The sequence below is a fragment of the Novosphingobium sp. RL4 genome (assembly GCF_035658495.1).
GTDB lineage: Bacteria > Pseudomonadota > Alphaproteobacteria > Sphingomonadales > Sphingomonadaceae > Novosphingobium.
In genome coordinates, this window is record NZ_CP141945.1 from 975,456 (window position 1) to 988,511 (window position 13,056).

The 13,056-nt window shown below is 65.8% G+C and carries 8 protein-coding genes; 2 read left to right on the plus strand and 6 right to left on the minus strand.

Annotated elements, in window-relative coordinates:
• Positions 1–100: 100 nt before the first annotated feature.
• Complete coding sequence (locus U9J33_RS21450; protein WP_054436779.1) at positions 101–1,159, plus strand: LacI family DNA-binding transcriptional regulator; 1,059 nt, start codon at positions 101–103, stop codon at positions 1,157–1,159.
• Between the two features lie 47 nt (positions 1,160–1,206).
• Here the strand turns inward: U9J33_RS21450 and U9J33_RS21455 are convergent, their stop codons facing one another.
• From U9J33_RS21455 to U9J33_RS21480, 6 genes are all read right to left on the minus strand, one after another.
• Positions 1,207–1,974, minus strand: a complete 768-nt coding sequence (locus U9J33_RS21455; protein ID WP_207906131.1) for an SDR family NAD(P)-dependent oxidoreductase — start codon at positions 1,972–1,974, stop codon at positions 1,207–1,209.
• Entirely contained in the window at positions 1,971–3,074 is a 1,104-nt protein-coding gene (locus U9J33_RS21460; protein WP_185999823.1) for a fumarylacetoacetate hydrolase family protein, read from the minus strand. Before U9J33_RS21460 ends, U9J33_RS21455 begins: the two co-directional genes overlap by 4 nt.
• Positions 3,075–3,262: 188 nt before the next feature.
• Positions 3,263–5,329 carry a glycoside hydrolase family 97 protein gene (locus tag U9J33_RS21465; RefSeq protein WP_324699134.1) on the minus strand — a complete coding sequence of 689 codons (2,067 nt, stop codon included), beginning with the start codon at positions 5,327–5,329 and terminating at the stop codon, positions 3,263–3,265.
• Between the two features lie 121 nt (positions 5,330–5,450).
• Complete coding sequence (locus U9J33_RS21470) at positions 5,451–7,043, minus strand: alpha-amylase family glycosyl hydrolase (RefSeq protein ID WP_324699135.1); 1,593 nt, start codon at positions 7,041–7,043, stop codon at positions 5,451–5,453.
• Between the two features lie 21 nt (positions 7,044–7,064).
• On the minus strand, positions 7,065–8,780 hold the full coding sequence (locus tag U9J33_RS21475) for an alpha-amylase family glycosyl hydrolase (protein ID WP_324699136.1): 1,716 nt from the start codon (positions 8,778–8,780) through the stop codon (positions 7,065–7,067).
• Positions 8,781–8,933: 153 nt separating this feature from the next.
• A complete protein-coding gene (locus tag U9J33_RS21480; RefSeq protein ID WP_185999182.1) occupies positions 8,934–11,717 on the minus strand; it encodes a TonB-dependent receptor in 2,784 nt (927 codons plus the stop codon).
• A gap of 251 nt (positions 11,718–11,968) precedes the next feature.
• Between U9J33_RS21480 and U9J33_RS21485 the strand changes: the two genes are divergently transcribed.
• Positions 11,969–13,009, plus strand: coding sequence for a LacI family DNA-binding transcriptional regulator (locus U9J33_RS21485; RefSeq protein WP_324699137.1), 1,041 nt, complete (start codon positions 11,969–11,971; stop codon positions 13,007–13,009).
• Positions 13,010–13,056 lie beyond the last annotated feature (47 nt).

Sequence of the window (13,056 nt, forward strand, 5' to 3'; positions counted from 1 at the left end):
CTGATCGCCGTTCGATGGTTGCGCTATCACCCGGATTTGTGGTGTTAGCGAACATTCCCCGGTGCTCTCCATGAGCGCCGGGGCTCCGCCAGGGAACCAGATGAGCACCAATACCAGAGGTCCGCGCAAGCAGCGCTCCAGCGCCAAGATCGACGATGTCGCCCGCCTCGCGGGGGTTTCGCCGATGACGGTCAGCCGCGTCATCAACAAGGGCGCCAACGTCCGCGAGGAAACCCGCCGCAAGGTCGAGGCCGCCATCGCCGAACTGAACTACGCCCCCAGCACCGCCGCGCGCGTGCTGGCGGGCGGAGAGGATCTCAGGATCGGCCTGCTCCATTCCAACCCGAGCTTTGCCTATCTCAGCGAATTCCTCGTCGGCGCGCTGGAGGAAACCAGCACGGCCAATGCCCAGCTTCTGGTCAAGCCCTGCAACGAGGAAGGCGCCGAGGCGAAGGCCGTGGCGCAGCTGCTGCGCACCCGTATCGACGGGGTGATCCTGCCGCCGCCGCTCAGCGATTCCCCGGCGGTTCTCGAGGCGCTCCGGCATGCCGACGTGCCGGTAGTGGCGGTCGCCACGGGCCGCGCGCCGGAATGGGCGCTCTCGGTGAGCATCGACGACCGCGAAGCCGCCTTCACGATGACGCACCACCTCGCCGCGCTGGGGCATAGGCGGATCGGCTTCATCACCGGCCATCCCAACCAGACCGCAAGCGCCGAGCGGCTCGACGGCTACCGCGAGGCGCTTTCCGCGCTCAGCCTGCCGTTCGATCCCTCGCTGGTGGCGCAGGGCTACTTCACCTATCGCTCGGGGCTGGAGGCTGCCGCGCAATTGCTCGACCTGCAGGCGCCGCCGACCGCGATCTTCGCCTCGAACGACGACATGGCCGCCGCCGCGATCACCGTGGCGCACCGGCGCGGGCTGGACGTGCCGGGCGCGCTGACCGTCTGCGGCTTCGACGATACCGCGCTGGCCGTCTCGGTCTGGCCCGAACTGACCACGATCCGCCAGCCCACCGCCGAAATGGCGCGCCGCGCGGTGCGTCTGCTGATCGGCGAGATCCGTTCGCGCAATGGCGGCGCCGCTGCGGGCGACCATCCGCACGTGGTGGCGGAATTCAAGCTGATCCGCCGCGATTCCGACGCAGCGCCGCGCGCCTGAACGTGCTGAAGGATGCCGGAACAGCCCGGCATCCTTCCTGAATACCGCTACCTCCAACCTGCATCGACGAAGTAGTCGTGCCCGGTGCACATGGCGCCGTCGTCTGAGGCGAGGAAGAGGCAGAGGGCGGCGACGTCGGCGGGCTGGATGCGGGCCTTGAGGCACTGTGCGGCCATGATCTCGGCCTCGCCCTCGGGGGTGTACCACTGTTTCTGGCGCGGGGTGTCGACATTGCCCGGCACGATCGTGTTGACGCGGATGTTGTCGGCGCCAAGGTCGCGCGCCATGGCCCGGGTCATGCCTTCCACCGCCGCCTTGGCGGTCTGGTAGAGCACGAGATCGGGCAGGCCGAGGTGCCAGCTGATCGAACCGAAGTTCAGGATCACGCCCCCGCCCTGCGCCTTCATGCCCGGCACCACCGCCTGCGCCGCGAAGAACTGGTGGCGCAGGTTCGTCGCCATGCGCTCGTCCCAGTAGGCCGGCGTCACTTCGTCGATGCCGTGCCGGTCATCGCTCGCGGCATTGTTGAGCAGCACGTCGACACCGCCGATCGCCTCGGCCAGCTCGGCCAGGACCGCGGCCGTCGCATCGAGATCGCGCAGATCGCAGGCGCGGAAATGCGTGCCCGGCAGCGCCGCGGACAGCGCCTCTCCGGCAGGGGCATTGATGTCGAGGAAGCCGACATGGGCGCCCTGCCCGGCAAACGCCTCGACAAGGCCCGCGCCGATGCCGGTGCCGCCGCCGGTGATGAGCACCCGCTTGCCCTTGAGGCTGGGATAGATGGCCGAATGGTTCGTCATGGATGTGATCTTCATGCCTTGAGCAGTCCGCGCGACAGCAGGTTGGCGTAAAACGCCCCGATTCCGGTGCTCCACGGCGCCGCATCGCGCGAGGTGACGACGCGGTTGGTGAGCTGGCCCAGCCGGTCGCTCTCGATCGTCACCACGTCGCCGACCTTGTGCGTGAAGCCGCGGCCTTCCTCGTCGCGGTCCTGCACCGGCGCGAACAGTGTGCCCAGGAACAGCACGAAGCCGTCGGGATACTGGTGCTCGCTCAGCGTCTGGCGCACGAGGTCGAGCGGATCGCGGCTGATCTCGGCCATGTTGCTCTTGCCGCTCAGCACGAAGCCGTCCTCGCCGGTGATCGAGAGCCGCACTTCGGCATCGCGCACATGGTCGATGGTGAAGCTCTCGTCGAACAGGCGCACCAGCGGACCGAGCGCGCAGGAGGCGTTGTTGTCCTTGGCCTTGCCCAGCAGCAGCGCCGAGCGCCCCTCGAAATCGCGCAGGTTCACGTCGTTGCCGAGCGTCGCGCCCACGGCCTTGCCGTCGCTGCCGACCAGCAGGGCGATCTCGGGCTCGGGGTTGTTCCAGCTCGAATCCGAGCGCACGCCGATCTCGGCGCCCACGCCCATGGTGGAAAGCACCGGCGACTTGGTGAACACTTCCGCGTCCGGCCCGATGGCGACTTCGAGATACTGCGACCACAGCCCGTCCTCGATCAGCGCGGCCTTGAGCTGGGCGGCGCTGTCGGAACCGGGCACCACCGAGCGGATCTGCCCGCCGATACGCGCTTCCAGCCGCTCGCGAATGGCGGCCGCCGCGCTCCAGTCACCCCGCGCGCGCTCCTCGATCACCCGCTCGATCGCGGAAGTGGCGAAAGTCACGCCGCAGGCCTTGACGCACTGGAGATCGACCGGGCTGAGCAGGTTCACCGCCGCCGCATCGAAGGCGCCCAGCCGCACCCCGCCCGCGCCCGAGAAATCGCCCGCCTCGACCAGCGCCGAAACCGTGGGCACCACGCCCGACATGTCGATCAGTTCGCCGCGCAGCACCAGGATCGGGCTAGGCCCCTCCCCAAAGTCCGCGCGGCCCACGAACGTTCCCTGCGCCCAGTCAGACGGCATCAGCGGCATATAGAAATGACTCCCCCAACCACGGTTATCAAATTGGTAGCGCTACCAACGACAATTTCACACAATTGTCAAGATCGGGCGAGCAGCCCTTCGTCATCTCCCTGCAGATGCCCGCAAACGCAGTGCGGCCCCGGAGCGATTTCTCGCCGGGGCCGCGCCGCTGGCCTGTTGCAACAGGGCTTGCGGGTCTACTTCACGGGAACGAGCCGCATCGCCGCGCCGCCGCCCGGTGCGAGCCAAAGATCGTAAGTGTCGCCCTTCTTCACGGTGCGCGTGTCATAGGCGATCCTGTGGCGGGCATCGGTGAGGTAGGTGGCGCCCTCCCCGTCCTTCCAGATCGTCGCCTTGTAGGTCTTGCCGGGTTCGAGGAAGTCGAACGAGAGCGTGACGTTTCGCGCCGTCGCGTCGTTCACGCCGCCGACGAACCATTCCGGGCTCTTCCGGTCCTTGCGCGCGAACACGGCGTAATCGCCCACTTCGCCGGCGATCAGGTGGCTTTCGGCCCAGTCGGTGGGGACGTGGCTGATGAATTCCATCTCGCGCGGGTGCTTGTCGAGGTTTTCCACGAAGTCCGCCGCCATCTGGATCGGCGAATAGATCGCAAGGTAGAGCCCAAGCTGCTTGGCCAGCGTGGAGGCCAGCGGATCGTGGTGTGCGCCTTCAAGGCTCAGCACGCCCGGCGTGAAGTCCATCGGGCCGGAGAGCATGCGGGTATAGACCAGCGTCGGCTCATGGTCCGGCCCGTTGGCGAAGGCACCCCAGGCGTTGTATTCCATGCCCCGCGCGCCTTCGCGGCTGACCCAGTTCGGATAAGTGCGGCGCAGGCCGGTGTCCTTGACCGGTTCGTGCGCATCGATGGAAATGTGATGCTGCGCGGCCAGCTTCACCACATCCAGATGATGGTTCACCTGACGCTGGCCGTCATGCCATTCCATATGCGTTTCGCCCGGCTTTTCGCCGTAATGCCAGGTGTCGGCAATGATGCCGCCGCCATCGGCGACGTAGCCGGTCTTCACCGAAGTGACGCCCAGCTTCTCATAGAGCGCGAAGCCTGCGTCCATCTGCTTTTCGTAGATGGCGATATTTCCGCCGGTCTCGTGGTGGCCGATCAGCACCACGCCCTTCTTGCGGGCATAGTCAGTCACTGCCTTGATATCGAAGTCCGGTGTCGCCTCGGTGAAGCTGAAGTCGCCGTGTCCGAACCAGTCGCCATCCCAGCCCTTGTTCCAGCCTTCGATCAGCACGCCGCCGAAATTGTGGCGGGCGGCATAGTCGATGTACTGCTTGGCGCGCGCGGTGGTGGCGCCGTGCTTCGGCCCGGTCGCCCATGTCCAGTCGCCGCGGATCATGCCCCACCAGATGCCGATATAGCGCATCGGCTTCACCCAGCTTACATCGCCCAGCTTGTTGGGTTCGTTGAGGTTCAGTTCCAGATCGTTCTCCACAAGGCCCGCCGCATTGTCCGCGATGCGGATCGTGCGCCAGGGCGTGTTGAACGGCAGATCGCGCACCACCCGCGCTCCGCGTGACGAAGGCGAAAGCGTGGTGCGGAAAGTCTGCCCATCCGCCCGCTTGAACCAGTAGCCCGCATAGTCGACCAGCGCCGCTTCGTGGAAAGACAGGTGGGTGCCGTCCTCCAGCTTCATGGTGATCGGCGTATGCGCGGTGGAAACCGCGTCGATCGCGGTCTTCTGGTAGACCTGCTCGTAGCGGTTCCATTCGCCGCCGGGGATCCACCATGCCTCACCCTTGGGCACGATGTCGAACTCGGTGGTTTCGTCGGCGATCTTCATCGTCTTCATCGCCGGCTGCTCGGGCAGTTCGTAGCGGAAGCCCACGCCGTTATCGAACAGGCGAAAATGCACGTCCATCAACCGGCTGCCCTGCGCGGCGGACTGGCGGAAGTGGACGGTCACCTCGTTATAATGATCGCGCACATTGGTGCGCTCACCCCAGGGCTGCTGCCACGTATCGTCATGCGTGCCCTTTTCGCTGCCGGAAATCGCGAAGCCGCGCACCATGTTGACGCCGTCGGTCAGCACGAAGCCCAGCTTGCTCGGCGCGATCAGCAGCTTGCCCTTGCGCGACAGTGACCATGTGGGGCGGCTGTCGTTGTCGGTGCCGACGGTGAGCACGATCGAGCCATCGGGCGAGGCGGCGGTGACGCTGGGGTGCGCGTCCTGCGCATGCACGGCAAGCGGTGCCAGAGTAGCGGCGAGGATGCTGGCTTTTGCCAGCAGGCGGAAAGGCTTCATGCCCGATCTCCTTTTGAAACTTGCACTGGTGCGGCGGCCATTGATGGGATGCATCGTCCCCGACCCGGCCCTCCACGTTCCTCGTCATCCCCGCGAAGGCGAGGGGGACGAAATTTTTTGGTCATTGCTCAATCCAGATCGCGCTCCATGCCGGGAGCGAGCCGGGGGTAGCGTCATTGACGGCAGCGAGGACTTTGCCCGTTGTCGGCACCTCCTGCGGCCAGGCCGCATCGCGCTCACCAATGTTGAACACTGCCAGCACGGAGCGCCCCTCCGCCTCGCGGCGCAGCACGAGCCGCGTCTCGTCCGCCAGCAGCACCTCGCAAGTGCCCCGGCGCAGCGCCGCATCGTCGCGGCGCACGTGGATGAGGCAGCGCGTCAGGTGCAGCAGCGAGGCGGGATCGGCCTCCTGCCGGTCCACGGCGCGGGCAAGGTTCGCTTCGGAAAGCGGCAGCCACGGGCGGCCGCTGGTGAAACCGCCGTGCTCGCCCTGCGCCTTCCACGGCAGCGGCGTGCGCACGCCATCGCGCGAGAGGGTGAGCGGCCAGTTGGCGATGGCCTCGGGGTCCTGAAGCAGTTCGAACGGCACCTCGTCCTGCTCCAGCCCGAGTTCCTCGCCCTGAAACACGATCGGATTGCCCCGCAGCGAAAGGAGCAGCATCGCCTTCATCCGCGCGAAGGCGTCCCGGTGCTCAGGAGCGCACCAGCGCGAGACGGCGCGCGGCGCGTCGTGGTTCTCGAAAGCCCAGCTCGGCCAACCCATTCCGGGCTCGTCCGGCCAGAATTCCTGCGCCGCCGCGACGCGCGTGGGGGTCAGGCTCTCGGCATAGAGGAAGTCGAAGCCATAGGCGCTGTTCAGCCGCGCGGACCCTTGCGTGAAGGCCTTCATCTCCACCCCGGCATTGAGCCCGCCGACCTCGGCCAGCGAGTAGGTATCGGGATAGGAGGCGATCAGGGCCTGCAACCGCTCGATGAAGGCCAGAATATCCGGGTGCGACTGGTTGTATCGCTGGATCTGGAAGTCGTAGGGCCGCGTGCGGACTTTGCCATCATTCGGCGCGGGCGGATTGTCGCGCAGCAGCGGGTCATGCATCGAATGGTTGAGCGCATCGATGCGGAAGCCCGAGACGCCCCGGTCCAGCCAGAACTTCGCCACGCCCAGCAGCGCGTCCTGCACTTGCGGGTTGTGGCAATTGAGCTGCGGCTGCTCGGCCAGGAAGTTGTGCATGTAATACTGCCCGCGCCGCGCGTCCCAGCGCCATGCGGGGCCGCCGAAGATCGACTGCCAGTTGTTGGGCGGGGTGCCGTCCTCCTTGGGATCGGCCCAGACGTACCAGTCCGCGTGGCGGTTATCGCGGCTCTGGCGGCTTTCCACGAACCACGCGTGCCGGTCCGAAGTATGGGCGTAGACCTGATCGACGATGATCTTGAGCCCCAGATCGCGGGCCCGCGCGATCACCGCGTCGAAGTCTTCCAGAGTGCCGAAGATCGGATCGACGGCGCAGTAATCCGCAATGTCATAGCCGAAATCGGCCATGGGCGAGGCGTAGAAGGGCGAAATCCACACCGCCTCCACGCCGAGGCTGGCGACATGATCGAGCCGCGCGGCGATGCCGGGCAAGTCGCCGATGCCGTCGCCATTGGCGTCCGCGAAGCTGCGGGGATAGATCTGGTAGATGGCGGCACCGCGCCACCATTCGGCAGGTAAGGTCATGGTCTTTTCCGCAGGGGAGGATCAGGGTTTCGCCGCGCAGACCGCAAAGCCGAGCGGCGGCAGGTCTACGCGCACCGAACCGGGCGCGCTGGCTTTGGCGGCGCAGGCCGTGCCCGCCAGCGTTGCAAACGAGAGCGATGCCGGATCGACGACAACAGCTGCAGAGACCGGCGCGGTCGAGGTATTGAAAGCCAGCAGCACCTCGCGCCCGGTCTTGGGATCGAAGCGGGAGACGGCGACGAGGCCGGGCTTCTCCGATGCCGCGCGGGTGACCGAACGGCCATCGGTCAGCGCCGGCGTCTTCACGCGCAAGACGGAAAGCTGCGCGATCAGGCGGTAGAGCGGATGGGCGGGATCGAAGCTTTCGGTAGCCGTGGTCTTCGCCGAACCGACCAGCGCCTCGCCGTTGTAGATCGCCACTTTGCTGGCGAACATGTCCTGCCGCGAAAGCTGGTCGCCGCCGGCCCCTGTAAAGCCCTGTTCGTCGCCGTAATAGATCGTCGGCACGCCGCGCAGGGTGAGCAGCATGGCATGGGCCAGTTCACCCCGCTTCAGCAGTTCATCCGCGCTCATCGCCGGGTTCGCGGCCTTGAGGAACATCGCCGCGCGCCCGGCGTCGTGGTTGCCGAGGAACGTTGGCAATTGCAGCGCCGCCTTGGCGCCGCCCTCGTAAAGACCGTCATCATCGGGCAGGCGCGCCAGTTCCTCGCTGCTGCCACCGCCCGCCGCCTTCAGCACCGCATGCATGAAGGCGAAGTCCAGCACGCCGGGCAGCCCGGCATTGCGCGTCCAGCTGGCCAGCAGCGCCGGGTCGTAATCGCCCGTCATCACTTCGCCGAAGATGTGGAAGTTCGGGATGCCCTTCGCCGCCGCGCGCGCCTTCATGGCGGGAACGAACGCGCGCCAGAATTCCGGGTTCACATGCTTGGCCGTATCGATGCGGAAACCGTCGATGCCGTACTTGTCGATCCAGTCGCCGTAGATCGCGATCATGCCTTCCAGCACGCGCGGGTTCTCGGTCGCAAGGTCATCCAGCCCGACGAAATCGCCAAGCTGCGCGCTTTCGCCCTTCCAGTCGGTATTGCCGCGATTGTGGTAGTAAGCCGGATCGTTGAGCCATGCGGGCGCTTTCACGCGCTCCTCGCCCCTGGGAACGAAGGGGGTATAGGCTGAGGCCGGATAGTCCGCCTTCGAACGGTACGGATAGCCCTCGGCAGCCCCCTCCCGGTACTGGATCACGTCTGCCGTGTGGTTGACGATGATGTCCATGTAGACCTTCATCCCCCGCACATGGGCGGCATCGACCAGTGCCTTGAAATCCGCGTCCGTTCCGAAATGCGGATCGACATGGGTGAAGTCGGTGATCCAGTAGCCGTGATAGCCTGCGCTCTCGCCCCCCTTCGGCCCCTGCACCGGCTTGTTCCTGAAGATCGGCCCCACCCAGATTGCCGTCGCGCCGAGGTTCTGGATATAGCCCAGCCGCGCGGCCAGCCCCTTGAGGTCGCCGCCGTGATAGAAGGCCTTGTCGGTGGGATCGAAGCCGGTGGCCAGCTTGCCGCCCTTGAGCCCGCCCGCATCGTTCGAACGATCGCCGTTCTCGAACCGGTCGGGCAGGACGAAGTAGATCACCTCCTGCTCGGGCGTTCGCGCGCGCAGGTCTTCCAGCGGACCCGCCAGCGCGACTGGCGCGGCAAGCGATCCGGCCAGCGCAATGAGGGAAGATAGCAGGCGGTGCATCTCGGGAACTCTCCGATGTTTTGCTTCAACGTCGCCCCGAAACCCGTTCGGGGGAAGCGGAACCGGGAAGGGAGGGAGAGGAACTTCCCGGTTCCGCCCATTGCGATGCCGCCGGAGAGGAGGAGGTTCCCCGCACGGCACCGATAACCGGCCTCAGAACTTATACGTGAAGCCCGCCAGATAGCGCGCGCCGTAGCGCTGATAGTCGATGATCTGGCGGCTATCGCCCGGATTGGTCGTCACGAAGGGCGCATTGGTGAGGTTCTGGCCCTGGATATAGAGCGAGAGCCCTTCCAGCGCGCTCCCCGGCTGGAAGTCATAGCCGATCTGCGCATCGACGATCGTTTCCGGCTGCGCGCGGCGCCGCTGGCGGTTGGCCGCGAAGCCCGAGACTTCGCCGATGAAGGTCGAACGATAGCGAACCGAGCCGCGCAGGTTGAAGCCCCACTTCTCGAAGAAGGCGGTGCCGTTGGCCACCCACTTCGAATAGCCCGGCAGCGCGGAAGCCGCTTCTCCCGGCATCGGATGGATCTTCGACTGCGTATAGGCGACCGAGCCGGTGACGCCGAAGCCCGACAGCGCCGAGGTGAAGGCATCGAAGGGAAGCGTTCCCGCCACTTCCACGCCGTAGAGCTTGCCGCCCTGCCCGTTGACCGGCACGTTGATGACCGCGATCGGCGAGATCGTGTAGCCATTGCCCGGATCGGGCAGGGCCAGCGTCGAACTGTCGATCACCACGTCCTGGTTGTAGATGTAGCTCTTCAGCTCCTTCCAGAAGAACTGCGCGGCGATATAGCCCTTGGCCGCGAAGTATTTCTCGAACGTGAGGTCAAGCGCATTGGCGCGCCACGGGCGCAGGTCCGGGTTGCCCGACGAACCCGTCACCACCGCCACGCCGTCAGTGAAGGTATAGCCGTATTCCAGCGAGGCGCGCATGTCGTCGAGGCGCGGGCGGATGATCTCGCGCGCTGCGGCGAAGCGGACCACGAAGTCGCTGGGGAAACGCAGCGAGAGATTGAGGCTGGGCAGCACGTCGAGATAGTCGGTGCTGGACCGGCGGGTGGCGTAGAAATAGCTCGGCGAGCCGTTGGGGTTGAGGATCTGTTCGCCCGTCACCGGATCGAGGTTGGGCGCGGCGCTGCCGCCGCTGGAGTTCTGGTCGGTCCAGATCGCCTGGACGCCCACGTTGCCGGTCAGTTCGGCGGCACCGATCTGCGACTTGATGTTGGCCTGGAGATAGCCGGTCATCAGCTTTTCGCGGATCGCATAGCCCTTGGAAACCACGTCTCCGGTGGGGTTGGGCACCAGATTGTAGATGCCGTCCCGGATCAGGTCGAGCGGGTTGTAGCTGATGACGTTGCCCAGCCCGAGGTACTTCAGATTGGTGGTGCCGAGGCGGTACTGCTCGGGCACTTCCACACTGACGGTGCCGTCGGTATTGGCGGCAAGGCCCAGGAAATATTCCTCGGGAACCAGCGTCTTGGAGTGGCTGGTATAGTTCATGCCCGCCTGGATCGAACTGAGGAAGGAGGAATCCAGCTCCTTCTTCACCTCGGTGCGGAACTGCCAGAGCTCGTCCTTGATCTTGCGGTTGTTGTAGTAGCCGTCCTGCCCGCCGTAGATCGCGGTGCCGTCAGTGCCGATCTGGGTGCCGCCCCAGCCCTGCGGGCTGGTCAGCAGGATCTGGCTCCAGTCTCCATAGTCGAGATCGTGGGTGAAAGTGGTGCCCCTGGCGGCGCTGGTGAAGCCGATCGTATCGGTGGCGCCCTCTCCGGCGCGGCCGGTGCCCGAATAGCTCTCGATGGTCAGTTCGTTGCGGTCGGTCTTCGAATAGCTGGCGTCGAACATCGCCGTCCAGCCGTCATCACCCTTCCATTCGTTGTTCCAGCCGAAGGAATAGAGCTTGGCATGGCGCTGGAACACGTCGTTGCGCAGCACGCCCTTCACGTTCGAGAAGCTGCCCGAATTGATCAGGCCGTCTTCCACGGTGTAGCCCGGGTCCAGCGTGGCCGAGGACCAGTAGAGCGGCAGTTCGATGCCGCGCTTGATCTGGTCGTCCTTGAAGTTCGAATAGAAGGCGTCGATCGTCGAGGTGAAGTTCGCGCTCGGCCGCCATTGCAGCGTGCCGTTGAGCCCGAGCCGCTTCAGCTTGCTGGACGTGTTGTACGACTTCGAACCGCCGATAACCTTGTTGCCGTCTGCCGCATCGGCATAGCCCCAGGAGTTGAACTCCTGCACCTGATAGGGTTCGTCGTTGTAGCTGGCGCCGAGCGCAATGCCGAGCGTGTCGTTCGCGAACTGGTCCACGTACATGCCGTTGACGCGGAAGCCCTTGTCGTCCGAGCCCTTGTTCAGTTTGCCGAGATCCGCATAGACACCGCGCGCGCCCACGGTGACGATGCGCTTGCCGGTATCGAGCGGCCGGATCGTGCGCATGTCCACCGTGCCCGACAGCCCCTGCCCGACAAGGCTGGCCATCGGCGTCTTGTAGACATTGACCGCGTTGATGACTTCGGAAGGGTACTGGTCGTACTCGACGGCGCGGTTGTCGCCAGTGGAGGTCTGCTCGCGGCCGTTCAGCAGCGTGGTCGAGAAATCGGGCGCGAAACCGCGGATCGAGATCGCGTTGGAGCGGCCGTTGACGCGCTGCGAGGTCAGGCCCGGCAGGCGGGCGATGGACTCGGCGATGGAAGCGTCGGGCAGCTTGCCGATATCCTCGGCGGAAACCGATTCCACGATCTGCTCGGCGCGCTTCTTCTTGTTGACCGCCGATTCAAGGCTGGCGCGAAATCCGGTGACGATGATCGCCTGATCCTGCTTGGGATCGTCCACCGGGGCGGCGTCCTGCGCGAAGGCGAAAGACGGCACGGCGGCCAGGGCGGCCGCAAGCGCCAGCGAAGACGAATTCCGGCGCGAAAACTGCTTATGAAGCGACATCCTGTCCTCCTCCTCAAGTGACCGTCCGCCCCTTCGATGTCTCGGGGTCGGCCGTGGAAGGCCCGGCGATTTTTTGCACCGCGACTCTTTCCGTTCCCTCTCGCTTAGGGCGGGACAGGCGAATGCATAATATGGCATACGTATACGCAAGTGCCGCGAGGCCACGTCGCGTTGCGCGAATGCAACGCGGCGGACATGGGCGAGACGGCGGAAAAACAGGACTTTAGCGGGCGAGACAGGGAAGCGGGACGATGGGACGCAAACCGAGCAACAGGCCGACCAGTTTCGACATCGCCTATCGGGCCGGGGTGTCCCAACCCACCGTCAGTCGCGCGCTGCGCGGCAGCAAGGCGGTGAGCGCGGCCACGCGGGCCCGGATCGAGGCCATCGCGCGGGAGCTGAACTACTCGGTCGACAAGAACGCTTCCTCGCTGCGCTCCCAGCGGTCGAACACGATCGCGCTGTTGTTCTTCGAGGAGCAGACGCCCGACGATTCCAAGATCAACCCCTTCTTCCTCGCCATGCTGGGCGCGATCACCCGGCAATGCGCCAATCGCGGGATGGACCTGCTCATCTCGTTCCAGAAGATGGAGGACGACTGGCACGTCCGCTATCAGGACAGCCACCGCGCCGACGGGCTGATCCTGCTCGGCTACGGTGACTACACCCTCTACGAAAGCCGGCTTGAGCAGCTTGTCGGGCAGGGCACCCAGTTCGTGCGCTGGGGCTCGGTGAGCGAGGACAATATCGGCGCAACGGTAGGCTCGGACAATTTCGGCGCGGGCAGGCTGGCGGGAGAGCACCTGATCGCCCTCGGCCGCAAGCGGATCGCCTTCCTCGGCCAGGCGGACGAGCACTACCCCGAATTCGCCGAACGCTACCGCGGCCTCTGCACCGCGATGGCGGAGGCCGGGATCGCCTGCGACCCCGCGCTCCAGCACGATGCGATCAGCCACGAGGACCTCGGCGAAAGCGCGATGCGGGCACTGATCGAGGACGGCGTGGAATTCGACGCCGTGTTCGCCGCCAGCGACCTCATCGCCATCGGCGCGATGCGCGCGCTCGCCGCCGCCGGGCGGACGATCCCCGGCGATGTGGCGGTCATGGGCTTCGACGACCTGCCCGCCGCCAGCATGACCAATCCGCCGCTCACCACGGTCATGCAGGACCTGAAAGGCGCGGGCGAAAGCCTGGTCGAAACGCTGGTCGCCCTGATCGAGGACCGGCCCGTGCCGGAAGCGACGCTGGGCGCCAGACTGATCGCGCGGCGCAGCACGCTGGGCCCGCTCTAGGCGGGGTTCTGTGCCCCTTAGGTGTCGTTCTGTCGCGCCCGGAATTC

Coding starts and splice junctions, on each gene's coding strand:
- U9J33_RS21450 (WP_054436779.1), top strand. CDS start 101: ATGAGCACCAATACCAGAGGTCCGCGCAAGCAGCGCTCCAGCGCCAAG.
- U9J33_RS21455 (WP_207906131.1), bottom strand. CDS start 1,974: ATGAAGATCACATCCATGACGAACCATTCGGCCATCTATCCCAGCCTC.
- U9J33_RS21460 (WP_185999823.1), bottom strand. CDS start 3,074: ATGCCGCTGATGCCGTCTGACTGGGCGCAGGGAACGTTCGTGGGCCGC.
- U9J33_RS21465 (WP_324699134.1), bottom strand. CDS start 5,329: ATGAAGCCTTTCCGCCTGCTGGCAAAAGCCAGCATCCTCGCCGCTACT.
- U9J33_RS21470 (WP_324699135.1), bottom strand. CDS start 7,043: ATGACCTTACCTGCCGAATGGTGGCGCGGTGCCGCCATCTACCAGATC.
- U9J33_RS21475 (WP_324699136.1), bottom strand. CDS start 8,780: ATGCACCGCCTGCTATCTTCCCTCATTGCGCTGGCCGGATCGCTTGCC.
- U9J33_RS21480 (WP_185999182.1), bottom strand. CDS start 11,717: ATGTCGCTTCATAAGCAGTTTTCGCGCCGGAATTCGTCTTCGCTGGCG.
- U9J33_RS21485 (WP_324699137.1), top strand. CDS start 11,969: ATGGGACGCAAACCGAGCAACAGGCCGACCAGTTTCGACATCGCCTAT.